The sequence below is a fragment of the Actinoplanes sp. CA-131856 genome (assembly GCF_050956135.1).
Classification (GTDB): domain Bacteria; phylum Actinomycetota; class Actinomycetes; order Mycobacteriales; family Micromonosporaceae; genus Actinoplanes.
This window is the reverse complement of record NZ_CP191849.1, coordinates 2,847,414-2,873,595: the sequence shown is the minus strand read 5'-3', so window position 1 is coordinate 2,873,595 and position 26,182 is coordinate 2,847,414. Positions and strand designations below refer to the sequence as shown.

Annotated in this window: 23 protein-coding genes and 1 pseudogene; 14 read left to right on the top strand and 10 right to left on the bottom strand. The window is 70.5% G+C overall.

Translation table 11 applies throughout. The annotated features are described in order from the left end of the window. Positions 1–37: 37 nt before the first annotated feature. Entirely contained in the window at positions 38–865 is an 828-nt protein-coding gene (locus ACQP2X_RS13680) for a helix-turn-helix transcriptional regulator (RefSeq protein ID WP_498696905.1), read from the bottom strand. 118 nt (positions 866–983) lie between these two features. Here ACQP2X_RS13680 and ACQP2X_RS13675 point away from each other — a divergent pair, with 118 nt between their 5' ends. Next, complete coding sequence (locus ACQP2X_RS13675) at positions 984–1,892, top strand: SDR family oxidoreductase (protein ID WP_498696903.1); 909 nt, start codon at positions 984–986, stop codon at positions 1,890–1,892. Here the strand turns inward: ACQP2X_RS13675 and ACQP2X_RS13670 are convergent. Further along, entirely contained in the window at positions 1,879–2,871 is a 993-nt protein-coding gene (locus ACQP2X_RS13670) for a phosphatidylinositol-specific phospholipase C (RefSeq protein ID WP_498696901.1), read from the bottom strand. The genes ACQP2X_RS13675 and ACQP2X_RS13670 overlap by 14 nt on opposite strands. 56 nt (positions 2,872–2,927) lie before the next feature. Next, positions 2,928–4,238 carry a hypothetical protein gene (locus ACQP2X_RS13665; RefSeq protein ID WP_498696900.1) on the bottom strand — a complete coding sequence of 437 codons (1,311 nt, stop codon included), beginning with the start codon at positions 4,236–4,238 and terminating at the stop codon, positions 2,928–2,930. 67 nt (positions 4,239–4,305) lie between these two features. Between ACQP2X_RS13665 and ACQP2X_RS13660 the strand changes: the two genes are divergently transcribed. From ACQP2X_RS13660 to ACQP2X_RS13650, 3 genes and pseudogenes are all read left to right on the top strand, one after another. Continuing rightward, a complete protein-coding gene (locus tag ACQP2X_RS13660; protein WP_498696897.1) occupies positions 4,306–6,282 on the top strand; it encodes an alpha-1,4-glucan--maltose-1-phosphate maltosyltransferase in 1,977 nt (658 codons plus the stop codon). Between the two features lie 29 nt (positions 6,283–6,311). Beyond that, on the top strand, positions 6,312–6,671 hold the full coding sequence (locus tag ACQP2X_RS13655) for a VOC family protein (protein ID WP_498696895.1): 360 nt from the start codon (positions 6,312–6,314) through the stop codon (positions 6,669–6,671). Positions 6,672–6,749: 78 nt separating this feature from the next. Next, positions 6,750–6,992 (top strand): annotated as a pseudogene (locus ACQP2X_RS13650) (BlaI/MecI/CopY family transcriptional regulator); the annotation flags it as partial. A 69-nt stretch (positions 6,993–7,061) separates the two neighbouring features. On the opposite strand, the gene ACQP2X_RS13645 reads toward ACQP2X_RS13650, so the two are convergent. Then, the gene (locus ACQP2X_RS13645; protein ID WP_498696893.1) at positions 7,062–7,688 is read right to left on the bottom strand and encodes a VTT domain-containing protein; all 627 of its coding nucleotides are present in this window, start codon (positions 7,686–7,688) and stop codon (positions 7,062–7,064) included. A 262-nt stretch (positions 7,689–7,950) separates the two neighbouring features. Between ACQP2X_RS13645 and ACQP2X_RS13640 the strand changes: the two genes are divergently transcribed. Beyond that, positions 7,951–8,775, top strand: a complete 825-nt coding sequence (locus tag ACQP2X_RS13640; protein WP_498696891.1) for an alpha/beta fold hydrolase — start codon at positions 7,951–7,953, stop codon at positions 8,773–8,775. Here ACQP2X_RS13640 and ACQP2X_RS13635 read toward each other — a convergent pair. Then, complete coding sequence (locus ACQP2X_RS13635) at positions 8,765–9,481, bottom strand: hypothetical protein (RefSeq protein WP_498696888.1); 717 nt, start codon at positions 9,479–9,481, stop codon at positions 8,765–8,767. The genes ACQP2X_RS13640 and ACQP2X_RS13635 overlap by 11 nt on opposite strands. 177 nt (positions 9,482–9,658) lie before the next feature. On the opposite strand from ACQP2X_RS13635, the gene ACQP2X_RS13630 reads away from it, so the two are divergent. The 4 genes from ACQP2X_RS13630 (at position 9,659) to ACQP2X_RS13615 (ending at position 14,805) form a co-directional block, all read left to right on the top strand. Next, positions 9,659–11,857, top strand: a complete 2,199-nt coding sequence (locus ACQP2X_RS13630) for an ATP-dependent Clp protease ATP-binding subunit (RefSeq protein ID WP_498696885.1) — start codon at positions 9,659–9,661, stop codon at positions 11,855–11,857. A 26-nt stretch (positions 11,858–11,883) separates the two neighbouring features. Next, positions 11,884–13,410 carry a hypothetical protein gene (locus ACQP2X_RS13625; RefSeq protein WP_498696884.1) on the top strand — a complete coding sequence of 509 codons (1,527 nt, stop codon included), beginning with the start codon at positions 11,884–11,886 and terminating at the stop codon, positions 13,408–13,410. Positions 13,411–13,529: 119 nt separating this feature from the next. Then, a complete protein-coding gene (locus ACQP2X_RS13620; RefSeq protein ID WP_498696881.1) occupies positions 13,530–14,111 on the top strand; it encodes a LuxR C-terminal-related transcriptional regulator in 582 nt (193 codons plus the stop codon). A 145-nt stretch (positions 14,112–14,256) separates the two neighbouring features. Then, entirely contained in the window at positions 14,257–14,805 is a 549-nt protein-coding gene (locus ACQP2X_RS13615) for a hypothetical protein (RefSeq protein WP_498696878.1), read from the top strand. Positions 14,806–14,867: 62 nt separating this feature from the next. On the opposite strand, the gene ACQP2X_RS13610 is transcribed toward ACQP2X_RS13615, so the two are convergent. Beyond that, positions 14,868–16,325, bottom strand: coding sequence for a cellulase family glycosylhydrolase (locus ACQP2X_RS13610; protein WP_498696876.1), 1,458 nt, complete (start codon positions 16,323–16,325; stop codon positions 14,868–14,870). Positions 16,326–16,574: 249 nt separating this feature from the next. Between ACQP2X_RS13610 and ACQP2X_RS13605 the strand changes: the two genes are divergently transcribed. Continuing rightward, positions 16,575–17,378, top strand: a complete 804-nt coding sequence (locus ACQP2X_RS13605) for an Fpg/Nei family DNA glycosylase (protein WP_498696874.1) — start codon at positions 16,575–16,577, stop codon at positions 17,376–17,378. 37 nt (positions 17,379–17,415) lie between these two features. On the opposite strand, the gene lon is transcribed toward ACQP2X_RS13605, so the two are convergent. Continuing rightward, complete coding sequence (gene lon / locus ACQP2X_RS13600) at positions 17,416–19,668, bottom strand: endopeptidase La (protein WP_498700931.1); 2,253 nt, start codon at positions 19,666–19,668, stop codon at positions 17,416–17,418. 138 nt (positions 19,669–19,806) lie between these two features. Further along, the gene (locus ACQP2X_RS13595; RefSeq protein WP_498696873.1) at positions 19,807–20,625 is read right to left on the bottom strand and encodes a hypothetical protein; all 819 of its coding nucleotides are present in this window, start codon (positions 20,623–20,625) and stop codon (positions 19,807–19,809) included. A 43-nt stretch (positions 20,626–20,668) separates the two neighbouring features. On the opposite strand from ACQP2X_RS13595, the gene ACQP2X_RS13590 reads away from it, so the two are divergent. The 3 genes from ACQP2X_RS13590 to ACQP2X_RS13580 all read left to right on the top strand — a co-directional run bounded on the left by ACQP2X_RS13590 (position 20,669) and on the right by ACQP2X_RS13580 (position 22,209). Continuing rightward, on the top strand, positions 20,669–21,556 hold the full coding sequence (locus ACQP2X_RS13590) for an alpha/beta fold hydrolase (RefSeq protein ID WP_498696872.1): 888 nt from the start codon (positions 20,669–20,671) through the stop codon (positions 21,554–21,556). After that, positions 21,553–21,909, top strand: coding sequence for a DUF6086 family protein (locus ACQP2X_RS13585; protein WP_498696871.1), 357 nt, complete (start codon positions 21,553–21,555; stop codon positions 21,907–21,909). The genes ACQP2X_RS13590 and ACQP2X_RS13585 overlap by 4 nt, the downstream gene beginning before the upstream one ends. Before the next feature lie 183 nt (positions 21,910–22,092). Then, a complete protein-coding gene (locus tag ACQP2X_RS13580; RefSeq protein ID WP_498696869.1) occupies positions 22,093–22,209 on the top strand; it encodes a hypothetical protein in 117 nt (38 codons plus the stop codon). Between the two features lie 7 nt (positions 22,210–22,216). On the opposite strand, the gene ACQP2X_RS13575 is transcribed toward ACQP2X_RS13580, so the two are convergent. Together ACQP2X_RS13575 and ACQP2X_RS13570 are read right to left on the bottom strand one after the other, a co-directional pair. Beyond that, positions 22,217–23,620 (bottom strand): serine/threonine-protein kinase, encoded by a 1,404-nt coding sequence (locus ACQP2X_RS13575; RefSeq protein WP_498696868.1) that lies wholly within the window; start codon positions 23,618–23,620, stop codon positions 22,217–22,219. A 173-nt stretch (positions 23,621–23,793) separates the two neighbouring features. Next, positions 23,794–25,719 (bottom strand): Xaa-Pro dipeptidyl-peptidase, encoded by a 1,926-nt coding sequence (locus tag ACQP2X_RS13570; RefSeq protein WP_498696866.1) that lies wholly within the window; start codon positions 25,717–25,719, stop codon positions 23,794–23,796. Positions 25,720–25,879: 160 nt separating this feature from the next. Between ACQP2X_RS13570 and ACQP2X_RS13565 the strand changes: the two genes are divergently transcribed. Next, a complete protein-coding gene (locus ACQP2X_RS13565) occupies positions 25,880–26,167 on the top strand; it encodes a hypothetical protein (RefSeq protein WP_498696864.1) in 288 nt (95 codons plus the stop codon). The last annotated feature ends 15 nt before the right edge of the window (positions 26,168–26,182 follow it).

Below are 26,182 nucleotides of genomic sequence, written 5' to 3'. Positions count from 1 at the left end.
ACGGTAACGGCCCCACCCACGTCGGCGCGAGCCCGGTCTACGCGCTGATCACCGACAGCAGCTGGAGTTTCTCGTAGCTCTCCGTGCCAGGGACTGCGGTGTAGACCAGCAGGGCGTGGGACTGGTCGGGGTCGAGCAGGGACTGGCAGGTCACCTCCAGGTGGCCGACCTCGGGATGCACGAAGCGCTTGGTGTGGTGGTAGCCGACGCCGATCTCGTGCTCGTTCCAGACCGTGCGGAACTCCTCGCTGGTCTGAAGAAGCAGGGACTGAAGACGAGCCGCGTACGAGCCGGGGCCGCGCAGAGTGACGATCCGGCGCAGGCCCGAGGCGAAGACGCGGGAGTGCAGCTCATGGTCGTCCGGGTGGTAGCGGCGGCGGAAGCCCGGGTCGGTGAACCAGCGGTAGCCGATGCTGCGGGCCGGCCCCTTGTAGCGGGTCGTGTCGCCGGTCAGGGCCACACCCATCGGGGTCTGGCGCAGGGTCTCGCCGAGCTCGGTGACCACCTCGGCCGGGGTGTCCGACAGCCGGTCGAGGATCCGCAGCAGGCCGGGGCTGATGTGCTCGCTGGCCGGTCCCCGGGTGGGCGGCCGGTGGCCGGCCAGCCGGAACAGGTGGTCGCGTTCGTCCAGGGAGAGATGCAGGCCCTGGGCGATCGAGGCGATCATCTGCTCGGACGGATGCGGGCCCCGCTCACGTTCGAGGCGGCTGTAGTAGTCGGTGGAGATGTGGCACAGGACGGCGACCTCTTCGCGGCGCAGGCCGGCCGTGCGGCGGCGCTGGCCGCGGGGCAGGCCCACGTCCTGCGGCTGCAGCGACTCCCGGCGGCGGCGGAGGAACTCGGCTAGCCCGGCTCGATCGATCACGCCTTCAGTTCTACCGCCGCCGGGCGGGCCCAGCCTGGGATCGTCAGGCCGTGGATAAGCGCGTGGCGCCCCGGCAACCTCGACATCACCACGACGTCGAGTGACAGGGAGTCACGACATGGCCGTACCCGACCTGACCGGAAAACTCGCCCTGGTGACCGGCGCCAGCGACGGCGTCGGCCTGAGCCTGGCCACCCGTCTCGCGGCGGCCGGGGCCGAGGTCGTCCTGCCGGTGCGGAACGCGCGCAAGGGCGAGGCGGCGATCGCGCGCATCAGGCAGCAGCATCCGGGGGCCGTGCTGTCCCTGCGGGAACTCGACCTGTCGTCGCTGAAGTCGGTGGCGGCGCTGGGCGCCGAGCTGACCGGCGAGGGCCGCCCGATCCACCTGCTGATCAACAACGCCGGGGTGATGACGCCGCCCGAGCGGCAGGTCACGGCCGACGGGTTCGAGCTCCAGTTCGGCACCAACCATCTGGGGCACGTCGCCCTGGTCACCCACCTGCTGCCGCTGCTGCGGGCCGGGCGGGCCCGGATCACCTCGCAGATCAGCGTGGCCGCGGCGTCGGGCGCCCTCAACTGGGACGACCTGAACTGGGAGAACGCGTACGACGGCATGCGGGCGTACCGTCAATCGAAGATCGCCTTTGGTCTTTTCGGTCTCGAGCTCGACCGGCGCAGCCGAGCCGGCGACTGGGGCATCACCAGCAACCTCGCGCATCCGGGCGTCGCCGCCACCAACCTGCTTCAGGCGCGGCCCGAGGTCGGCCGGCCGCGACCGACCATGGGCGGGCGGCTGATCCGGGCCCTGGGCCGCCGCGGCATCCTGTTCGGCACGCCCGAGAGCGCCGCCCTGCCCGCCCTCCACGCCGCCACTTCGCCAACGGCCAAGGGCGGTTTGTTGTACGGCCCCAGCGGCTTCCAGCATTTGTCGGGACCACCCGCCGAGCAGCCCCTCTACTCGCCGTTGCGAAGCGCGGACGAGGCCCGGCGGGTCTGGGAAGTGTCCGAGAAGCTCACCCGCGGTTGAGGGCGACCACCTTGTCGATCAGGCCGCTGCCGGGGAAGTCGAACAGCAGCATGCCCGTGCGGGCGGCCGCGGTCTGGTTGAGGTAGTTCAGCAGGAACGGGTTGACGCCCTGCACGCCGAACGCTCCCCCGGCCACCTGCTGCGGCTGCGCGAACAGGCTGGAGCCGCTGGTGAAGTTGACGTACATGAGGGACGGGTCGGCGGCGCGGGTGGCGTCGAGGAAGCGGCGCACCTGGTCGCGTTTGGTGGCGATGGCGCCGACGTTGGGCACGGTGTACTCGTCCTGAACGTAGGTGGAGGAGCCGTCGTCCCAGCCGGCGAACTGGGCCAGGCCGTAGCGCTCGACCGGGCCGCCGCGCGGGCCGTTCACCACGGCCAGCACGACGCGGCCGCGGATCTGGCCGAGGGTGGGTGTCGCCGCTCCGGCCGACCGGCTCACCGAGGGCGTCCAGAAAAGAAGCGGATTGCGGGAGACGTACGCGTCGAGGATGTCGGCGAAGCCGCGCTGCCCGGCCACGTCGGTGCAGGAGCCGAGCTCGCCGGTGCACTCCTGCTTGAGCCGCATGACGACGGACTCGCGCGGATGGGCGGCGAGGAAGGCGCCCAGCGTCGTCAGGACGTCGTCGAAGTTGGCGTTCTGATAGACCGCGCCGTGGTGGATGGTGAAGGTGTTGCCGGTGTTGACCCGGGCCCGGATGTCGATCATCCGGATCCCGGCGGTGAGCTGCCGGGCCAGCGTGCCACCGCTGTCGCCGTAGTTCTCCTGCGTCTGCGTGAGGATGCCGCCGTGGATCGACATGGTCTCGTGCGTCCCGGGCACGGAGAGCGCGGCCAGGCTGGTCGCGTCGGGCAGCGGCGCCATCCAGTCGGGGTTGCTGGCCGCGCCGAGCGTGCGGTACGACGCGTCGGCCGCGAACGCCGGCGCGGGCGCGGCCAGGAGGGCGAGGACGAGGAGGCCGGCGGCCGCGAGACGTCTCATGCAGCGAAAGATATCGATGCCAAGTGAACGTGCGGCGACCGGCCCCACTCGGGCGGTCAGAGGACGTAGCCGTAGATGTTGGTGTTGAAGCCAGGCTGCGCCACCTCGTCGCCGGAGGTGCTCGCCGTGCCGTACATGAAGTTGGGGTCGCCGCCGAGGCACTCGTAGATCGTGCCCGCGGTGTCGCCCTGGGTGGCGCCGCGCTCGCCCGGCGCCGAGACGACGGCGTCCAGGCCCTCGCGGCCGTCGAGGTTCAGCACCCGCAGGTCGTGACCGAAGCGGTCACCCGCCTGCGAGACGCCGTCGACGTACTCGTAGCCCTGCGAGATGTCGGCGCCGCGCGAGACCAGGCCGGACGCCGAACCGCGGAACGGACTGACCACGCCCGCGTCGCGGACCGTGCCGGGCGGGGCCGTCGGAGCGTCGACCACGTCCTGGCCGGGCACACCGACCAGCAGGTCGCCGAAGCCATCGCCGGTGATGTCGCCGGCGGCCACCGCCGCGCCGAAAGCGTCGCCCGCCGCCGGGTCGCCCGGCACCTCCGCGGAGGCGCGGGTCAGCACCGACGACGCGGTGACGAAGAAGCCGTCGTTGTTGCCCCGCAGGACCGCGACCATGCCGGCCCCGGTCCTGCCGCCGACCACCGCCTCGGGCGTTCCCGCGAACAGCTCGTCGGCGCCGTCGCCGTCGGTGTCGGCCATGGCCAGGCCACCGAAGCCGAGCCGCACCGGCTGCACGCCCGGGGCCACCTTGGTGAAGTCGCCGCCACCGACCGAGAAGACACCGATCACGTTGAGGCCGGTCCCGACGCCGAGGATGAGGTTGAGCGAGCCGCCGCCGCTCTCGCCGGGGCTGCCGACGGCGAGATCCCCGTACTCGTCGTGGTTGTAGTGGCCGATGGCCAGCACGCTGCCGAAGCGGTCGAACGCGGTCGGGCTGCCCGGCACGTACGGGTCGGACTGGTCCAGCCAGCGGGCGCCGGCGGTGCTGACGCCGTTGGCGTCGCTCAGGAACATGATGACGCCGCCGGCGTCGGCGACCGTGCCCAGGCGCTCGCCCGGCAGACCCACAGCCAGGTCGTCACGGCCGTCGCCGTTGATGTCACCGGCGGCCAGGGCGCCCGCGAACTCGTCGCCGGCCTCGGCCGTCTCGGGCACGCCGGGGCTGCTCTGGTTGAGGTGGCGGATGCCGGCCACGCTCAGGCCGCCGGCCGAGCCCGGAAGGATCGAGAGCCCGCCGGCCGCCGTACGGTTCGTGCCGTCGGCCTCGGCGGGAACGCCGACGACGAGGTCGTCGTAGCCGTCGCCGTCGAAATCGCCGCTGGTCAGGGCGGCGGCCTTGGTGATGGTCGATGGGCTCCGGGGCAAACATGAACGATCGATAACGTGGCACGAACCCGGCAGAAGGCCGCCGCGTCCGTTAGCGTCGGTCGGTATGACGAGCTCAATCGGGCGCATCCCGGTGGTCGGCGTCGGGCCGGTCGTCGAGCACGGCACGCGGCCCGCCAAATCGGTGACCGGCGAGGAGTTCGAGGTCACGGCCACGGTGTTCCGGGAGGGACACGACGCCGTCAACGCCACCGTCGTGCTCACCGACCCCCAGGGGCAGGAGCACGCCGTGCCGATGACGCGGGTCAACGCCGGGCTGGACGCGTGGTCGGCCACGGTCAGCGCCGACCGGGCCGGGCGGTGGACCTTCCGGGTCGAGGGCTGGTCCGATCCGTACGGCACGTGGCACCACGACGCCGTGATCAAGGTCGAGGCGGGTGTCGACGTCGAGCTGATGCTCGAGGAAGGGGCGCGGGTCCTCGAGCGGGCGATCGCCGAGGTGCCCCGGTCCAAGGAGCAGTGCACGCCGCTGGCCGAGGCGGTGACGGCGCTGCGGGACACCGCGCGCACCCCGGCCGGGCGGCTGAGCGCGGGCGTGTCCGAAGCCGTACGGAATGAACTGCAAGCCCGGCCCCTGCGGGACTTCGTCAGCCCGTCGGCCGATCTGCCCTGGCTGGTCGAGCGCGACCGGGCCCTCTACGGCGCCTGGTACGAGCTGTTCCCCCGCTCCGAGGGCGCCCACGTCGACGAGGAGACCGGCCGCTGGGTGAGCGGCACCTTCGCCACCGCCGCCCAGCGTCTCGACGCCGTGGCCGACATGGGTTTCGACGTGGTCTATCTGACCCCGATCCACCCGATCGGCCGGGTCAACCGCAAGGGGCGCAACAACTCGCTGCACGCGGAGCCGGAAGATCCGGGTTCGCCCTATGCCATCGGTTCCGAGGAGGGTGGGCATGACGCCGTACACCCGGACCTCGGGTCTTTCGACGATTTCGACGCTTTTGTGGCGCGGGCCCGCGAGCTCGGCCTCGAGGTCGCCCTCGACCTGGCCCTGAACTGCGCGCCCGACCACCCGTGGGTCGCCGAGCATCCCGAATGGTTCACCACGCGGGCCGACGGCTCCATCGCGTACGCCGAGAACCCGCCGAAGAAATATCAGGACATCTATCCGCTGAACTTCGACAACGACCCCGAGGGCCTGTACGAGGAGATCCTGCGTGTGGTCCGCGTCTGGCTCGACCACGGCGTCACGATCTTCCGGGTCGACAACCCGCACACCAAGCCGCTGTGGCTGTGGGAGCGGCTGATCGCCGACACCGACCCGGACGTCATCTGGCTGGCCGAGGCGTTCACCCGCCCGCCGATGATGCACACGCTGGCCAAGGTGGGCTTCCAGCAGTCGTACACGTACTACGCCTGGCGGCACACCAAGCCGGAGATCGAGGAGTACTGCACCGAGCTGGCCGGCCCGGCCGCCGCCTACATGAGGCCCAACTTCTGGCCGACCACCCACGACATCCTCACGCCGTTCATGCAGCGCGGCGGTCCGGAGGCGTGGATGATGCGGGCGGCGCTGGCGGCGACCCTCTCCCCCTCGTACGGCATCTACGCCGGCTACGAACTGATGGAACGCGTCCCGCGACCCGGGGCCGAGGAGCAGATCGACAACGAGAAGTACGAGTACAAGAACCGCGACTGGTCCGCACCCAACGGCGCCCCGTACCTGAAACTGATAAACGAGATCCGCCGCGCCCACCCGGCCCTGCACCGCCTGCGGAACCTGCGCTGGCACGACGCCGACGACGACAACGTGCTGGTCTTCTCGAAGTCACGACGGGTCTACGACCGCGACGACGTGATCGTGGTGGTGGCCAACCTGGAACCGGACGTCACCCGCGACACGTGGATCCACCTGCGCATGCCCGACCTGGGCCTGAACTGGACCGACGCGTTCGTGGCGCACGACCTGATCACCGGCGAGCACTGGAACTGGTCGGAACACAACTTCGTCCGCCTGGGCCCGGCCACCGAGCCCATCCACATCATCCACGTCCGCCCGGAGGGCATCACCGGACCGCGATGAGTTCCGGCCGTTCGCCAGGTCTACCCCACATGACCTCTATCCAGCCCATCGTCAGCACACCCGACCTGCCCCGGCTGCGCGCCTTCTACGAGACGGTGCTCGGCGCCGCACAGACCCTGCGAGTGCCCGAGGAGGGCCCCGAGTTCTACGTCGAGCTGCGGATCGGCGCGACCGCACTCGGCATCGTGCATGAGGAGAAGACGCAGATCGGCGCCCCGGTCCGCGTCATCCTCAGCGCCGACGTCGACGACGTCGACGCGCTGCTCCCCCTCGTCGAGTCGGCCGGCGGGTCCGTTCCCGCCCAGCCCAACGACATGCCGTGGGGCCAGCGGGTCGCCCACGTCCTCGACCCCGACGGCAACATGCTCAACCTGACCAGGTGGCTCTAACATCCTGAGCCAGGAGGTCGAGCGACGGTGACGACGAAGGACGGGCGGCGGACACCCGGCAGCCTGGAGGCGGCGGCCATGGGCGTGCTGTGGGCCGCTGACGGCGCGATGACCGCGGCCGAGGTTCAGGCGGCGCTCGGCGCCGGTCTGGCCTACAACACCGTGCAGACCATCCTCACCCGGTTGCACGACAAGGGAACCGTCCAGAGACGCCGCTCGGGCCGCGGGCACGCCTACTGGCCGACCCAGGACGCCGCCACCGCGGCCGCGGCGCGGATGAGCGCGGCGCTGACCGGCCGCCCCGACCGGTCCAAGGTTCTCCGGCAGTTCGTCGGAGCGCTGGACGAGTCCGACGCGGCCCTTCTGCGCCGGTTGCTGTCCGGGGCCCGATCAGGGGCCGGACCGGGCGCGCCGCCGGCCGCGCAGGAGCCCGGCGCCGACCGGGATGACCGAGACGGCGACGATCGCCACGAGGATGAGCTCGATGTTCGACTTCACGAACGCGACCTGGCCCAGGAAGTAGCCGAGGACCGTCACGCCGCATCCCCACAGCGTGCCGCCGATGACGTTGAAGAGCAGGAAGGTGCGGTAGCGCATGTGGCCGGCGCCGGCCACGATGGGCGTGAAGGTGCGCACGATCGGAACGAACCGCGCCAGGACGATTGACCGGGCCCCGTACTTGCCGAAAAAGGCGCCGGCCCGCGTCAGGTTCTCCCGCTTGAAGAGCCGCGAGTCCGGCCGCCGGAACAGCGACGGACCGAAGCGGCGGCCGAACACGTATCCGAACTGGTCACCGGCCACCGCCGCGACCGACACCAGCAGGCACAGAAGCCACAAAGGCTGTTTGAGGTACGTCCCGCCGGCCACCAGCAGACCGGCCGTGAACAGCAGGGAGTCGCCGGGCAGGAAGAACCCGATCAGCAGACCCGACTCGGCGAAGACGAGGGCCAGGATGCCGAGCAGCCCGAAGGTGGAGATCAGGTGTTCCGGGTCGAGGAACCCGAGCGCTGAGGTCATCGGATGGCGCCGTCTCTTCCGGTGGGATCGTTTTCCGCTGGTCGTGTCTCCATCCGGCGGTGATCAAAACCTACATCCTGTAGGTGATCGTGCCGGGTAGGGCTGTCCCCCACCCGCAATGGCGGACAGCCCTACCACTGACCAGGCGAAACGCCTTTCCGAGGAAGTGTGAGCAGCGGTAAGAACCGGTTCCGGGCGATGCTTCGGCGGGCAACTACCTCGCATCCGCAGCACGTCGCTACTCGAGAAGGAAGCCCCCGCGATGCCGTTCATCACCACCCCCGACGGAGTCGAGATCTACTACACCGAGCAGGGCAGTGGGCAGCCCATCGTGCTCAGCCACGGGTGGCCGCTGAGCTCGGACGCCTGGCAGGTCGAGCTCAAGCGGTTCGCCGACGCCGGATATCGGACCATCGCGCACGACCGGCGCGGGCACGGCCGGTCGGAGAAGACCTACACGGGCAACGACATGGACACGTACGCCCGTGACCTGGCCGCCGTGATCGAAGCTCTCGACCTGCACGACGTGATCCTGATCGGGCACTCGACCGGTGGCGGCGAGGTCGTCCGCTACGCCGCGCAGTACGGCCAGCAGCAGGGCCGCGTGGCCAAGGTGATCACCGCGGGCGCCGTGCCGCCGCTCATGGTGCGGACCGAGGCCAACCCGGACGGGCTGCCGATCGACGTGTTCGACGGCATCCGGGCCAACGTGCTCAAGGACCGGTCGCAGTTCTGGAAAGACCTGTCGGAGAGCTTCTTCGGCGCCAACCACGGCCGGGCCGTCTCGCAGGGCGACAAGGACGACTTCTGGCGCCAGGGCATGCTGGTCAACCTCGCCGCGGCGTACGACTGCGTGAAGGCCTTCTCCGAGACCGACTTCACCGAGGACCTCAAGGCGCTGACCGTGCCGATCCTCATCGCGCAGGGCGACGACGACCAGATCGTGCCGATCGGCGACGCCGCCCTCAAGTCGATCAAGCTGGTGAAGGACGGCACGCTCAAGGTGTACGAGGGCGCGCCGCACGGCATCCAGGGCGACTACCAGGACAAGCTGGACGCCGACATCCTCGAGTGGATCAAGCAGTAGTCACGTAGTCGCTGGGCGGGCCCGACTGCTCCCAGACGACGCCGACGACAGTGCCTCTCCCCGGGACCCGTGCCCCCGGGGCGAGGCCGTCGTACGGCTCGACCAGGAGCGCGTCGAGGGTCTGCCGGGCACCGTCGAGCGACCCGCGCAGGCTGGTGGACCTGAGCTCTCGTCCGAGGGTGATCGCCGCGTCCCGGACACGCCGATCGGCCCTGGTCTCGAAGGCGGTCAGGGCGGCCTCGATCCGGACCCAGAGCTGCCACCGGTCGCCGTCGAGCAGGAGCCGGGCCGCCCGGTCCACCGCCGCGCAGGCGATGTCCACACCGGCTTCCTCGCCCAGCCCGGCCGCCCAGTCCAATTCGTCCTTCGGCGGCAGCAGGTCCGGCGACTCGTGCTCGACGACCGCGTACAGCATGGCGATCGCTGTTTCCCGGCCTTCGCCGCAGTAGAGGGCCGTCGCCCGCGATGCGGGAAAGCGCGTGACCAGGTGGGCGGCGCGGCCCAGCGGAAGCTCGGCGGCCTGCCGGGCGTCGCGAACACGGGCGAGGAACGTGCGGCGTTCGCGAGCAGCGAACATCAGGGCCCGGTGCTCGTCGGTCACGCGCGCGGCCACGGAATACGCCACACCGAGCTCGGCCGCCAGGGCCCGGATCGCCCGCTTGCGGGCCCGGTCGGGCACCGATCGACGGCTCCGCGTTTGACTCATGGTGTTCCTCCCGTTGTAGCGTTGGGAACGCACCGCGCATGCACGAGCGTAGCGAGGTCCCCCACGCGGGCCACGCCCCGACGCCAAGAGGCTCCGACTCAGCGCACGCGATTCCCGGCTGCCCACTTTCTTCGTCGGGCGGGGTGCGTGGGGCTTCGCCACGAGGACGTGAGTGGCATGTTCGAGCGGTTCACCGACCGTGCGCGGCGAGTGGTCGTCCTGGCTCAGGAAGAGGCCCGCGCGCTCGACCACGACTACATCGGGACCGAGCATCTCCTGCTCGGCATCGTTCACGAGGACTCGACGGCTCTGGGCTTCTCCGTGGAGAGCGCACGGCGCCAGGTCGAGGAGATCATCGGCCGCGGCGGGGCGGCGCCGGGCGGGCACATCCCGTTCACGCCCGGGGCCAAGAAGGTGCTGGAGCTGTCGCTGCGGGAGGCGTTGCAGCTCGGCCACGACCACATCGGCCCCGAGCATCTCCTGCTCGGCCTTCTCCGCGAGGGCGAGGGCGTCGCCATGCAGGTGCTGGTCCGGCTGGGCGCCGACGTCCAACAGGTGCGTCTTTCCTTGTACGAGGATCAGGCGCCCACTCCCCCGGTCACTTCCGCCGTCTTGGACCAATACGGTACGAACTTGACGCAGCGGGCGCGGGAGGGCCGCCTCGACCCGGTCATCGGCCGCGAGCGGGAGATCGAGCGGGTCATGCAGGTGCTGTCCCGGCGGATGAAGAACAACCCGGTGCTGACCGGCGAGCCCGGCGTCGGAAAGACGGCCGCCGTGGAGGCGCTCGCCCGGTCCATCGTCGAGGGTGCGGTGCCCGAGACGCTGAAGGACAAGCAGATCTACACCCTGGACATGGCGTCCATGGTCGCCGGATCGCGCTACCGCGGCGACTTCGAGGAGCGCCTGAAGAAAGTGGTGAAGGAAGTAGCCGCCCGGGGCGACATCATCCTGTTCATCGACGAGGTCCACACCCTGGTCGGCGCGGGCGCGGCCGAGGGCGCGATCGACGCCGCCAGCATCCTCAAGCCGCTGCTGGCCCGCGGTGACTTCCAGTTGATCGGGGCGACGACCTCCGACGAGTACCGGAAGTTCATCGAGAAGGACAAGGCCCTGGAGAGGCGGCTCCAGCCGATCGCGGTGGGCGAGCCGACATTGGCCCACACGATCGAGATCCTCAAGGGCCTGCGGGACTCGTACGAGGCCCACCACCGGGTCAGCTTCACCGACGCCGCCCTGGTCGCGGCGGCGACGCTGGCCGACCGGTACATCGCCGACCGCTTCCTGCCGGACAAGGCGATCGACCTGATCGACGAGGCCGGCGCTCGCATGCGTCTCCGCCACGCGCCCGAGGTCGGCGATCAGCAGATCGCTGAGGTGCTGGGCAACTGGACCGGCATCCCGGTCCACAAGCTGACCGACGAGGAGACGTCCCGCCTGCTGCGCATGGAGGAGGAACTGCACAAGCGGATCGTCAGCCAGAACGACGCGGTGCAGGCGGTGGCGAAGGCGATCCGCCGCACCCGCGCCGGCCTGAAGGATCCGAAACGGCCGTCGGGTTCGTTCATCTTCGCCGGCCCGTCGGGCGTGGGGAAGTCGGAGCTGTCGAAGGCGCTGGCCTCGTTCCTGTTCGGGTCGGAGGACGCGCTGATCCAATTGGACATGTCGGAGTTCCACGACCGCTCCACCATGTCGCGTCTGGTCGGCGCCCCGCCCGGCTACGTGGGTTACGACGAGGGTGGCCAGCTCACCGAGAAGGTGCGCCGCAAGCCGTTCTCGGTGGTCCTGTTCGACGAGATCGAGAAGGCCCATCCGGACGTCTTCAACACCCTGCTGCAAATCTTGGAGGACGGTCACCTGACCGACGGCCAGGGCCGCATCGTCGACTTCAAGAACACAGTGATCATCCTGACCAGCAACCTGGGCACGCGGAGGGCGGCGCCGGCGGGCTTCCAGGCCGCGGAGAGCGAGGAGTCACGGGTCAACGACGAGCTGAAGCGGCACTTCCGCCCGGAGTTCCTCAACCGTATCGACGACACGATCGTGTTCCACCGGCTGCGCCAGAACGAGATCCTCGAGATCGTCGACATCTTCACCGCGCGCATCGAGACCCAGCTCAAGAACAAGGACATGGGCTTGGAGCTGACCGACGAGGCGAAGAAGTACCTGGCGGCGAAGGGCTTCGACCCGGTGCTGGGCGCCCGGCCGCTGCGCCGCACGATCCAGCGCGAGCTGGAGGACGCCTTGTCCGAGCAGATCTTGTTCAACGAGCTGCGCCCCGGCCAGACCATCATGGTCGACTGCGAGGACGACAAGTTGGTCTTCCGCCCCGTGGTGTCAGCCCCCGGCAAACGGGTAGCAACCATCGATAGCTAGCAATGCGGACGAGAGGAGGCGGGCCCATGACAGCACAGCGAGCGACCCGCCTCCTGCTCATGTTCGGGCTGGCCATAGCCGCTTTCGCAGCCTTGACGATCTTCGACCACGCCGCCCGGGCCGACGACAGCCTGACCGACTCCACCTTCTCCCCGACAGCCGCGAAGTTAACCACCGAGGCCACAAAAGTCCGGAAATTTCCCCCATCGCCGGTAGCGACTTCCTCGAAGACCGAAGCCCGCAAGAGCCTCCCCTCAAAGACTCAGAACGTCACCCGAGAGGCCACCGCCCGCAGGGACACCACGCCAAAAGCCGCGGAACGGAAGGCCGCCACTTCGAAGGCCGCCACTTCGAAGGCCTCAGAGCGCAAGACCGCCACCGCGAAGGCCACCATCTCGAAGGCCTCAGAGCGCAAGACCGCCACCGCGAAGACCGCCACCTCGAAGGCCTCAGAGCGCAAGACCGTCACCGCGAAGGCCGCAGAGCGCGCGACCGCCGCCGCCAAGACCGCCACCTCGAAGGCCGCAGAGCGCAAGGGCGTCACCGCGAAGGCATCAGAGCGCACCATCACGACTGCCTCGAAGAGCAAGAAGGCCATCACGAAGCAAGCGAGCCCGATTCCCCAGGTCGCCAAGCGGGTGACGGTCTCGGCCCAGAAGGCAACCACTCACAAGACGTCGCAGGCCAAAGCACGGACGGCCACCACGCTGAGGACAGCCGAGGCCAAGGCTCCGCGCCCGCTCCACCGCCTCATCCCCGCGAAGCCGCTGGGCACAGCGACCACCAAGCTTCCGACAAGCGCGGCCACTACCAGCCTTCCCCAGCACAAGGTTCCGACGGTCCCGCAGGCCACCGCTCTCCTCACCTCGGCGACCACCACCCTTCCCACGCCGGCCGAACTCCTCAGCCCGGCAACTGCCAACCTCCCCAAACCCGCCGAACTCCTCGACCCGGTAACCGCCAACCTCCCCAAATCCGCCGAACTGCTCGACCCGGCAATCGCAGGGCTGTCCAGGCCCAGGGAAGTCCTCGACCCGGGGAAGCTCACGGTGGCAACAGGGGCGGTGGGCTCGGGCGCCGTCGAGTTCCTCTCGCTACCCACGCCGGGCATCCCATCGCCGCCGACGCTGGAACTGCCGCTTCGCTCGGCAGCCTTGGCTGAGCCGCTCCCGCTGACGGCGTCGCTCGCCCCGGCCCCGCTCCGCATGCCGGAAATTTCGGGTTATGGGGATGGTCTGCGCTGGCCACAACTTGGCGGTGAGAGCAGCATCAGTGATGAGCGGGCGTTTGTGGGCGTCCGGTGTGACTTCGACGATCAGGTGCCCGCCGGGAACAGCCATGCACTGCCGCACGCGGCGCCGGCTTCGCCTGGGCAGCCCGGGGACCGGGCCGGCGGCGGGCCCTCGGTGCGTGACTCCTCCGGTGGGGCGGCGCCTTCTCTGGGCACCTTGTCCTCGTTCTGGTGGCCGGATGTGCCGGCTGCCGTTCGGGCCCTTGTCGCGCCTGTGCGCGTGTCCGGGCGTACCACCAAATATTGCGGTCCTCCCAGCTAGATCTCCCGGTTCGGAATCGGGCCGGTGCCGGTGTTCTCTCCCGGCGCTGTGTCGTTCTTTCCCACCGGACTGATCGTGGCTGGGAGGCCATTGTGATCCGCGTTCTTCTTGTCGAACCCATGAATCTGCTCCGCGGCGCCCTCGCCGCCACCCTTTCCCTCGAAGACGACCTCGATGTCGTCGCCGAGCTCGGCGAGCTTGCCGAAGCGCCCGGCATGGCCCGTGCCGTGCGGCCCGACGTGGCCCTTGTCGACGTCGGGCTGCTGGCCGGTGACGGGCTCCGGCTTCTCGGGCGGCTCGGCGCCGAGCAACCCCGCTGCGCCGTGCTCGTGCTGGCCGGGCCGGACGCCTCCGGGCGGCTCAACCGGGCGCTCGACGCCCCCGTCCGCGGCGTGGTCGGCACCCAGGCCGCGCCCTGCGAGCTTGTCCGTGACATCCGCCGGGCGGCCCGTGGTGAGCGTGTCATCGACGCCGGTCTGGCCGTCGCCATGGTCGCCGCCCCTCGCAGCCCTCTGTCGGCGCGCGAACTCGACGTGCTCAGCGTCGCCGCGTCCGGAGTGCCTTCGCGGGAGGTCGCGGCCCGGCTGCATCTGGCCGCCGGCACCGTCCGTAACCACATCTCGGTGATCCTGCGGAAGACCGGCGCCCGGAACCGGCTCGAAGCCGTCCGCCTGGCCGAGAGTTCCGGCTGGCTGCAGTAGAGCCAAGAGCTGCAGTAAAGCCAAGAGCTGCAGTAACACGGCAAACGTGACTTTTGTCAGCGATCCCGATGGCAGCGGTCACTGGGTCGGCACCCCGGCGGCATCGAGGCTTATCGGTGTCCACAGCGAATCGCCAGGAGGAACCATGACACTCCGGAAGAGGCTCTCGATCCTCGCCGTCACCGTGGTGGCGGCACTGGGCCTGACCGCGGTGGGGGCCAGCCCAGCCTCCGCCGCGCCGCCCGCCACCACCACCGCCGTTCCCAGCGCCCCGATCACCGGCACCTTCACGGACGCCGCGGGCGGGACCGGCACGTTCGCCGGCAGCTTCACGCCCACCAAGTTCGCCGCCCAGGACGGCAGTCTGGTGGCCACCGGCACCCTGACCGGCACGTTGACCGACTCGGCGGGTGCCGCCGTCGGCACCGTCGAGCAGTCGGTGACCGCTCCCGCCTTCGTCGCCCAGGCCACCTGCCGGATCCTGGACCTCACGCTCGGCCCGCTGCACCTCGACCTGCTCGGCCTGACGGTCGACCTCAACCAGGTGCATCTGGTCATCAACGCGGTGTCCGGCGCCGGGAACCTGCTCGGCAACCTGCTCTGCGCGATTGTCGGCCTGCTCGACGGCACGCCGACCGCCGGCCAGCTGGCCGCGATCCTGAACTTCCTGCTGGCCCTGCTCAGCGGGCTCTGAGACTCGCCGACCCCCGGCGAGACGCGGCCGCCCCCTTCCCCGGGGGCGGCCGTGTCGGGGCCTCAGGAGATCGCGACGTCGTCGTAGTAGACGGTTCCGGTGTTGTCGCCGGACTTGAGGTGCAGCTGCACGCTCGCCGCGCCGGCCGGCGCGACCGTGTCGACGGAAAGCTTGGTCCAGCTCGTGGTGCCGGTCGGCAGACGGTTCGAAGTGTTCTGGCCGATCCACGTCCCGTTGATGTCGAACCAGCTCAGCGCGATCTCGGTGATGCCGGCGGCGGAGACCCCTCGGGCGTACGCCTCGGCGTGCCACGCCTGCCCGGCCTGCACCGGGGTGATGGGCGAGGTGAGCAACGAGGGCAGGTTGCTGCCGGAGCGGGTCGTGCCGGAGAACTTGGCCGACTTGATGCCCGTACGTGCCGCCTCGGTCGTCACCACGGCGGCGCCGGCCTGCGGAAGGTACTGCCGCCACGGCGATTCGGCCGCGGCCGCCTCGAAGCCCAGGTTGAGGATGCTGTTCGGGGTCGATCCGGTGGTCCAGGCCGCGTCGACCACCGAGGCGCCGAACTTCGGGGTGCCGTCGGTGCGGTGGAGACCGAACTTGTACTGCGCGGGCTGCGCCGACACCGAGGAGTTGGTCGGGATGGCGCCCTGGGCGAAGTCGTTGAGCGTCCACGGCGCGACCGAGCCGATGCCCGCCTCGCCGGCCGCGCGGAAGACCCGGGCCAGATAGGCGCCCTGCTCCCCCTCCGAGGCGGACAGGGTGCTCAGGCCGGTCTCACCGATCACCACCTCGTCCGGGGCGACAGCGGTCTGTGCCCGGCGGATCTCGGCCAGGGACCGTTCCGAGGCGCCGTAGAAGTGGAAGTCGTAGTAGTCCAGCGGCGTCGTCGCCAGCTGCGTCTTGAGGGTGGCCATGCCGGTGGCCCCGCTGGCCCCGTCGACGGTCAGCGTGAGGGGCATGGTGGGTGCGGTCGTACGGATCGCCGGGATCAGTTGGCGGGCCCAGTTCATGGCGGCGGCGTCGTTCGGCGGGATCTCGTTCTTCAGCTCGACGGCGATCACCCGGGGATCGTTGGCGTACGGCGCCAGCAGGGTCTGTGCCCACGTGATGCTGCCCGCGACGTCCGTGTAGCCGGACCACCAGTCGAACAGGGTCAGCTTCACGTCGAGGCCGTTGGCCTCGGCCAGGTCGACAAAGGTGCTCAATTCATTGGTGTACGTCGAGGAGGGCACCGGAAAGCCGAAGGTCTGCGGGAAGACGATGGCCCGGACGCTGTCGGCGCCGAGCGCGGCCGCCTTGTTGAAGTCGGCGTGGATGCGTACCAGATCGAAGCTGGTCCACATGTACGTCCAGCCGGCGTTCGACGGGTAGTAGTTGATCGTGTTCGCGGTCCGCACCGCGGCCATCCGGCCGGCGAGGGTGGGCGCGGAGTCCGCGCGGGCGGGCAGCGCCGGCAGCAAGGTGCTCAGCAGCACGGAACCGGCCAGAACGAGGGCGCGAAAGCGGAGGGTGCGCATGCGAAACCAGGCCCTTACGTGGGGGGATGCGACTCACGGGGGCGCGCGGTGGAGAGGCGCGGCGGCCGGCGTGGTCGAGGGGGTCGGACACCCGCCACAGCGAGGCGTCTATCGATGACGGTAAGCGGCGAAACCCGCACCCGGCAATGACCGCCGTGTGCCAGCCCGTCCGGCATACCGTTGCGTGGCGGCGCCGAACTCGGGTATTCCCGGGGCAGCGCCGAACAACAGGACTGAACGGGGATGAACATGCCGGAGCTGCCTGAGGTCGAGTCGGCCCGCGCGGTCATCGAGCGGTCCGGCCTCGGCCGCAAGATCATTGACGTCGACGACGCCGATTCGTACGTCTGCCGGCCCCACCCGCCGGGCCAGATCAAAGACGCTCTGGTCGGGCGTGAGCTCGTACGGGCACACCGGCGCGGCAAAAGCATGTGGTGTGACACCGGCGACGACGGCCCGGAGCTGGGCATCCACCTCGGCATGTCCGGCAAGATCGTGATCGCCGATCCGGACGGCGGCGAGATCGACGGCGGCGACTACTGGGAGGGCCGCCGCCTGCCCGGCGACTACCGCTGGTCGCGTTTCGCCCTGTTCTTCGCCGACGGCGGCCGCCTCATGCTGGTCGACCCGCGCCGCCTGGGCCGGGTGCGCCTGGATCCGCCGGTGGAGGCGCTGGGCCCCGACGCGGCCACGGTGACGCCGGCCCAGTTCCGCGCCGCCCTGGCCTTCGGCACGGCCCCGGTCAAGGCCCGCCTGCTCGACCAGGACGCCATCGCCGGCATCGGCAACCTGCTGGCCGACCAGATCCTGTGGTCGGCCCGCCTGAACCCCGGCCGCCGCGTCGACCACCTGACCGCGGAAGACATCGACCGCCTCCTGCGAGCAACCCGTCAGGCCGTGCGGGCGGCCATCCGCGACGGCGGCGTCCACACCTTGAAGCTGATCCCGTTCCGCCGGGCGGGCGGCCATTGCCCCCGAGACGGCGCCCCCATGTCCATGAGCAAGGTGGGCGGCCGCACCAGCTGGTGGTGCAGCGTGGAGCAGGCTAGATAAAAAGGGGCCCGTCATCGCTGACGGGCCCCACCATCGTTCAGGCCGCGGTGACCAGGCCGGCCGCGACCGGCTCCAGGGCCGTGGCCAGGATCTCGCGGACGTCCGCCACGATGTGCACGGTCAGCGCCTCCAGCACGTCGGCCGGCACGTCGTCCAGGTCGGGCTCGTTGCGCTGCGGCAGGTAGACCTCGGTGAGGCCGGCCCGCTGGGCGGCGAGCAGCTTCTGCTTCACGCCGCCGATCGGGAGCACCCGGCCGGTCAGCGACACCTCGCCGGTCATGCCGACCTCGGCCCGCACGTTGCGGCCGAGCAGCAGCGAGACCAGCGCCGTGGTCATCGTGACGCCGGCCGACGGCCCGTCCTTCGGCACGGCGCCCGCGGGCACGTGCAGGTGGATCGGGTGGTCGAGCTGCTCGGGCGAGATGCCGAGCTCCTCGGCGTGCGCCCGCACGTAGGAGAGCGCGATCTGCGCCGACTCCTTCATCACGTCGCCGAGCTGGCCGGTGACCGACAGACCGCCCTTGTCGCCGGGCAGCAGCGACGCCTCGATGTAGAGCACGTCACCGCCCATCCCGGTCACGGCCAGTCCGGTCGAGACGCCGGGGACGGCCGTCCGCTCGGACGACTCCGGGGTGAACCGGGGCCGGCCGATCAGGTCCTTGAGGTCGGCCGCCTCGACCGTGACGGGCAGGTCGCCCAGCGCCGCTTTGCGGAACGCCTTCGCGAGCAGGCGCTCGAAGGAGCGTACGCCCGCCTCTCGGGTGTAATTGGCGGCGATCTCGCGGAGCGCGCCCTCGGTGACCGTCACCTCGCCCTCGTTCAGCGCGGCCCGCGAAAGCTGCCGCGGCACCAGGAAGTCGCGGGCGATGGCGACCTTGTCGCTCTCGGTGTAGCCGTCGATCGAGATGAGCTCCATCCGGTCGAACAGCGCCTGCGGGATCGTGTCGAGCACGTTCGCGGTGGCGATGAACAGCACGTCGGACAGGTCGAGGTCCAGGTCGAGGTAGTGGTCGCGGAACGTGTGGTTCTGCGCCGGGTCGAGCACCTCGAGCAGGGCCGCCGCCGGGTCGCCGCGATAGTCGCTGCCGACCTTGTCGACCTCGTCGAGCAGCACGACCGGGTTCATCGAGCCGGACTCGCGGATGGCCCGCACGATGCGCCCGGGCAGCGCGCCGACGTACGTACGGCGGTGGCCCCGGATCTCGGCCTCGTCGCGGACGCCGCCCAGGGCGACCCGGACGAACTTGCGGCCGAGGGTACGGGCGACCGACTCACCCAGCGAGGTTTTGCCGACTCCGGGCGGGCCGGCCAGCAGGATCACGGCGCCGGATCCGCGGCCACCGACAGTGGTCAGACCGCGGGACTCGCGGCGGGCCCGGACACCGAGGTATTCGACGATGCGGTCCTTGACCTCGTCCAGGCCGTGGTGGTCGGCGTCGAGGACGGCGCGGGCCGCGGCCAGGTCGGTGTTGTCGTCGGTGCGGACGTTCCAGGGCAGGTCGAGAACCGTGTCGAGCCACGTGCGGATCCAGCCCGCCTCCGGGTTCTGGTCGCCGGCCCGCTCCAGCTTGCCGACCTCGCGCAGGGCCGCCTCGCGGACGGCGTCGGGCAGGTCGGCCCCCTCGACGCGGGCGCGGTAGTCGTCGTTGCCCTCGGCCTCGTCCTCGCCGAGCTCCTTGCGGATGGCCTTGAGCTGCTCACGGAGCAGATATTCGCGGTTGCGCTTCTCGACGTTCTCGCGCACATCGTGCTCGATCTTGTCGCTGACCTCGGACTCGGCCAGGAAGTCGCCGGTCCACTCGATCAGCAGCTTGAGCCGGGCCTCCACATCGGGGGTCTCCAGCAGCTCACGCTTGCGGTCGTTGGCCAGATAGGGCGCCCAGCCGGCGGTGTCGGCCAGGTCACCCGGGTCGTCGATGGCGCTGACCGAGTCGATGACCTGCCACGCCTCGCGGCGCTGGAGGACCGAGACGACCAGTTTCTTGTACGCCGCCGCGAGCTCACGGGCATTCTCGGTGGGAACACCGGCCTCGACCGGCTCGACCTCGACCCACAGGGCCGCACCGGGCCCGGTCACGCCGCCACCGATGCGGGCACGCACCCCGGTGCGCAGGACAGCGGCGGGCGTACCACCGCGGGCCTTGCCGACCTGCTGAACCGTGGCCACCACACCATGCGACGCGTAACGGTCCTCGAGCCGCGGGGCGATCAGCAGCTCGGACCCGGCCGAGGTGCGGGCCGCGTCCACGGCGGCCTGAGCGGGCTCGTCCAGCTCGACCGGCACGACCATGCCCGGCAGCAGAACGATGTCGTCCAGGAACAACACGGGAAGTCGCTTGCTAACCACCCGGCACCTCCGAAAAGTTGAGTATGCGGGGCTCAACCTCCGTCCTTCCGAGGATCTTCCACCGTTCGCTGGGAGCGGAAATCAGCCGGTCCGAGCGCGGATCACGCGTTCGTCAGCATCGATCCAGGCGTGCACGACGCCGTCCAGCGGCCGGGGCTGCCGCTCCCCGGCGACGAAATGGACGCGGTCACGCCCGATCCTGTCCGCCTCCAGTTCGGCGATCGTCCGGCCCACCACATCGCGCGCCAGTTCCTCGGCTTCGAGGCGCAGGCTGTAGCGAACAAGGGCGACGTGCCGGAGTTCGAGATCGTCGATCAGGGACGGGTTCTCGCGGTTCTTCTCGATGAGCCAGCCGGCTCGCCACATGCCGTACGAGCTGCCCCGGGTCTCCCGGCCGGGCCGCTCGTACGGATTGGTGTCCAGGGCGGCGCCGATCTGACAAGCATCACGCCCGTCGCAGAACTCGCAGTCCTCGTCGGCGTTGTGCATCAGGCGTTCCCGCCCGGTGAGAGCAAGATGGGGCCGGCGCGTCCGGTGCCATTTCCAGGTGTCGACCGACTCCTGCGCGTCCTCCCGGGACTCGTACGGCATGGGGTCGCCGAATTCCATGGGCTGCCCCATGCTGGCGTAGACGGCCGCACTGTAGATGGGCCGGACCCGGTAGTTCACGAGGTACTTGGTGTCCATCACCAGCCGGATGAGGCGCCGTCCCCCAGTGTTGCGACGAGTGCCGACGACGTACCTCTGCTCGCCCCCGTCGGCCCCGACCGCCAGCACCCAGACCCTCGCGCCCGGCACGAAATGCCGCGTCCCCGGCCTTTTCCGGCCCGACTGGCGAACGAGGATCTCACGGCTGACATTGGCCACGACTCCCCACGCCAGCGGCTCACTGGAGATCATTAATTGATTACACCAGCGAGGGGACTGTGCCAGAGTCACCCCCGTGCCCGTTGCCAGCGTTTCCCCGGACGTACAGATCGCCTACGAGACCTTCGGCCGCCCGCACGACCCGGCGGTGCTGCTCGTCATGGGCTTCGGGGCGCAGATGATCGCCTGGCACGAGGACCTGTGCCGGATGCTCGCCGACCGCGGGCGCTACGTGATCCGCTACGACAACCGGGACTGCGGCCTGTCCACCACATGGGAGCACCAGCCGGTCGACCTGATGGCGTTCATCGCCGCGGTCAGCAGCGGTGACATCGCGACCGCCCGGAAGATGGTCCCGTACACGCTCGCGGACATGGCGGGCGACGGGCTCGGCCTGCTCACCGCGCTGGGAATCGACCGCGCGCACGTCGTCGGCGCCTCGATGGGCGGCATGATCGCCCAGCGGATGGCCATCGGGCATCCGTCCCGGGTCCGCACGCTGACGTCGATGATGTCCTCGACCGGCGAGCCCGGCGTGGGCCAGTCCACGCCGCAGGCCCAGCAGGTGCTGTTCGCACCGAGACCGGCCGACCGCGACGGTTACATCGCGTCCGCCGAACGGGAGCTGGTGTGGGCCTCGCGCCGATACGCGGACGCCGCGGCCCTGCGGGAACTGGCCGCGGCCAGCTATGACCGCGCCTACTATCCGGCCGGCATCGCCCGCCAGCTCGGCGCCATGATCCTGGACGGCTCCCGGGCCGCCGAGCTGGCCACCCTTCAGGTGCCGACCCTGGTCATCCACGGCCTGGACGACACCCTCATCGACCCGTCCGGCGGTCGCCGGACGGCCGAGCTGATCCCCGGCGCCAAGCTCATGCTGGTCCCCGACATGGGCCACGACCGCCCGAAACCGCTGTGGGACGACCTGGTCACCGCCATCGCCGACCGGACGCGACCAGCGTGACCTACACCTTCGAGTTCCAGGACGAGGGCATCTGGTGGCCGGCCAACCAGGCCGGCCAGGTCTACATCGGCATGATCGCCACCGCGGCCGAGTTCGCGGGCAGACCCACCGGCCTCACCGACGAGCTCGGCACCGGCGACTTCTGGAAGATCGACCCCGTCGAGTTCCCCGAGCTGGTGGCCGAACTGCTCCGCCTGTACGCGGAGAACAAGCACTGGATGCTGCACGTCATGCTCACCGGCGTGCTGGCCGTCTCGATCGATCTCCTCGACCGTGCCGGCGTCCCACTGGAGCCCCGCACCGAGCGGGAACAGGACGCCCTCGCCGAACTCCACGAGCTGCTGAGCGACTGAACGCAGGTCGACACCTGGCCTGAGCAGAGCCTGTCAGCACCCCATATCGACGCCAATTTCGCGTGTCTCATCGGCCGGCTGAGTTTCTTCTCCACCCAGGGCCGTCACTCCGCCGCCCTGGAGTTCGAGCGCCGTGCTCTCGATGTCACTGAGGCCTCCGTACCCGCTGGGCATCGGGAAACCGTGCTCGGGCTGGGCAACCTCGCGGGCACGCTGGAGGCGTTGGGCCGGACCGACGAGGCATCAGCGCTGCGGCAACGGGCGGCCGCAATACGCAGAAGCTCGATAGGCCGGCAGTGACCTCGGGCTAGGCGACCGTCTTGCCGTCGACCGGGTCGGCCGGGGCTGTGGTCGGTGGCGTGGTGTCCTCCGTGGTCGGGGCCGTTGTCGGGTCCGTCGGGTCGTCGGTCGGGTCGACCGGAGGCTCTGTTTCGTCGGGGGTCTTCGAGGGGGTCGGCTCCTTCGACGGCTCCACCGTCTCGGGGGCGCTGCTCGGGGTGGCCGACGGCGTCGCCGACGGGGACTTCGTGGGCTTCTTGGTGGGCTTCTTGCCCGGTGACTTGGTGTAGCCGGGGTTCTTGGTCTGCCCGCCGTACCTGGTCGTGCTCGTCGTCTCCTCGTCCGGCTCGGTGGCCGGGGCCGAGGACGGGGTGGCACTGCTCGTCCGCGGCGTGGCCGCCGGGGGCGGCGGGGTGCCCTCGACTGCGGCCTCGGCCTGCTTGCCGCCCGGGGTGCCGGTGCCGTTGACCAGCTGCACGCCGACGATGCTCAGGATCACCGCGACGGCCGCGGCGGAGGCGACGACGGTGACCCGGCGGCGCGAGCGGCGCGGCGAGACCGCCGTGACCGCCGGCGTGACCGGAACGGTCTGCGTGGCCGAGCGGACCGACGGGATGTGGCTGGCCGGGCGGGTCAGCGGGGTCGGGGCGAAACCACGGAGGATCTCGGCGATCTCGAGGGCCGTGGGGCGGTCGGCCGGGTCCTCGGCCGTGCAGGCCTCGTAGAGCCGGATGATGTCGCGGGGCAGGCCGGAGAGGCGGGGCAGGCGCGGGGCCGGGCGGCCGTGACGGGTGGCCAGGACCTCGACCAGGCTGGCGCCCGGCCACGCCCGGTCGCCGGTGAGGCACTCGAACAGCAGCAGGCCCAGCGCGTAGACGTCGGCCGACGGGTAACTCGGCTCGCCGCGCAGCTGCTCGGGGGCCAGGTGGGACGGGCTGCCCCACAGGGCGCCGCTGATGTCGATGCTGTTGTGGCCGGCCGCGATGGCGATGCCGAAGTCGAGGACCTTCACGCCCTCGGAGGTGAGCATGATGTTGCGCGGGTTGACGTCGCGGTGGACCAGCTCCTGGGCGTGGGCGGCGGCCAGCGCGGAGGCGGTCTCCTTGCCGATCTCGGCGGCCTGGCGCCAGCGCAGCGCGCCGGTGCGGGCCAGCCGGTCGGACAGGGTCTCGCCGTCGACGAACTCCATCACCAGATAGGGCGTGCGGTCACTGCCGTCGACGACCTCGCCGTAGTCGTAGACCTGGGCGATGTTCGGGTGACTGAGCCCGGCCGCCGTGCGCGCCTCGCGCAGCACGTCGGTCGCGGACTCGTCGAAGATCTTGATGGCGACGGGGCGCTTCAGGGTCGTGTCGAAGCCGTAGTGCACCACCGAACTGCCGCCTTGGCCGAGGGCTTCCCCCAGCCGATATCTCCCCGCGAGCAATGGCACTGCGACCTCCCCATGGCCGACCCGGCGCCGATGTCGCTCCGCGCCGCAGCAGCGTGGGTGACGGGTGATCAGCTCCGTGGCAGCAGCATACCCGTGAGGTATGACGGGAAACTGCGGCAGCGGTCACTGTTGGGAAACAGCGCCCCAACAGTGACCGCACCAGAAATCCGAAATCAGGGAACCAATGGATCGAATCGCGGCGGCGCGAACGTGCGCGGCACGGGCGCCGTCGACACGGACGGGGCGGTGGCGCCCGGCTGGGGCAGGCGGCCCACCAGCGGCAGGGTCAGGGAGCTGCCGCGCAGATCGAGGGCGATGGTGGCGCCGGTCGACTGCGGTGTCGAATATTCGTTGTCGCTGGCCTGGAGGATCAGGCCCAGCACGTGACCGGCGGGCAGGCGCTGGTCGGTGGCCTGCATCGGGACGGTCACGGTGTACCAGCGGTCCGGGCGCAACGGCGTGGTGAACCGCAGCGACACGTGGTGGGCCGCGTCCTTCCAGCCCCGGGTCAGGATCGCGTGGTCGGCCGTGACCAGGCTGGGCGCGGTGTCGCGGTAGCAGGCGTCGTCGGCCGCGGTCGCGGCGCCCCAGCACGACTCGGTGGGCAGCGTGGTGATGCCCTCGCCCCGGCCCAGATAGTCGACGCGGGTGGCGGTGCCGTAGTCGACGAGCCGGGCGGTCAGCTCGGTCGTCGGTTTGTCGACCCGCACGCGCAGCGTCACCGACGGGGTGCCGGAGACGCGGACCTCGCGGGTCAGCGGGGCGGACAGGAAGGCGACCCGGCCCGGGACCGCGGTGTTCGGGCTCGCGACGGCGGTGGCCTCATCGAGATCGGGGGCGTCTGTCCACGTACGGACGGCTCGCCCGGACCCACCACCCAGCGTTCCCGTCGTCCCGTCGCCGTTGCCCAGCGTGACTCTCTGTTTGGTCACCCGAGCGGCCGGCCAGGTCCGCTCGCTCACCCAGGTGCCGGGCGTCGTCTCGATCGACACGGCCGGTTCCCGGTCGATTCCGTTGCGCAGACCCTGCAGATAGCGGTCGAACCACCGGTGCAGGGTGTCGACCCAGTCGGCGCGCCGCAGGTCGAAGGGGTCGACGTGCCCGGCCTGGGAGAGCCACATCTTCTTGGGTACGCCGAGACGGGTCCACCACTCGGCGAACTGATCGGTCGTCACGTTGGTGTCGTTGAGCCCGTGGGCGATGAACACGCTGGCGTGCACCTTGCGCGCGTCCGGCCGGAAGTTCCGCTCGGCCCAGTACCCGTTGTAGTCACCCGTCGCGTCGTCGCTGCCCTCGTCGAGCCGGGAAACCGTCGCCTCGCATGCGGAAAGGGGCCGCCCGTTGACGTACGAGAAAAGGTATTCGGGATAGTCCTCGACCCGCAGCACGCCGTTGTAGCGCTGATAGTCGTACCAGCTGGAGATGGCCGAGATCGGCACGATCGTCTCCAGGCCCTCGACACCGGTCGCGGCCACGCCGTTGGCCACCGACCCGTCCCAGGACTTGCCGATCATGCCGGTCCGGCCGTTGGTCCAGCCGGTGGCGACGGCCGGGGTGCCGTCGGCGTACGTCGCCTTGGCCCGCCCGTTCAGCCAGTCGACCACGGCCTTGGCGCTGAGAACCTCCTCGCGGCCACCGACGTCCATGCATCCGGTGGAGCGGCCGGTGCCGGCCAGGTCGGCGGCGACGAAGGCGTAGCCGCGCGGCACGAAGTAGTTGTCGTAGTAGAGCGGCTGCTTCACGATGGTGCCGTTGGCGTCGTACTGCTTGCGCTCGCTCTCGTTCCCCCGACCGCAGCAGGAGTAGTAGGGCGAGCCCTCGAGGATGACCGGCACCTTCAGGCGCCGGTCGGCCGTCTCGCGGGGCCGCACGATGTCGACGGCGACCTTGTCGGGCACCCCGTCCTCGTCGTTGTCCAGCGGCGTCTGCACCCAGACGCTCTCCCGGACGGCGTTCTCGTAGGAGTAGACCGGCACGGTCTCCCCGCCTCGGATGTGCGGCACCCCGCCGGCCGCGGCCGGCGCCGCGGACACGATCAGGGTGGCGCCGACCCCGGCCACGACGGCCAGGGCGAGCCTGCGCTTCAAAGTTCCGGACATCGACGCATCGTAAGTCATCAATGACTTTTCGCCTGTCTACAATGCGCGCCGTGGAAGACTGGGACGCGGAAATGGAACGTCGCGCGGAGGCCGACCACGAGCCGGTGCGCCCATTCTCGCCCCCGGCCAGACCGTCACCCTGCGCAACACGGCCACCGAGGTGCGGCTGACTCCGGGCCGGGTCACGGCCGGGACCGGGGCCTGCACGTCCGGGCCGTTCCTGACGGTCGCCCTGACCGTGGAGGGGACGCGCGGCGCGGAGGACCTGACGCCCGCCGACTTCGCTCTCGTCGGCTCGGACGGCTCGGCCGGGCTCGCCATGCGGTGCTCCACCGGATTCGACGAGGGCGCGACCGAGCGGACCGTGGTCTTCACCGCCGTGGAACCGGGCCGCCTGACCTACGGGCCGGACCCCAATCACCCCGTCGCGGTGTGGCGCCTGACCTGACCGCCGATACTGGTG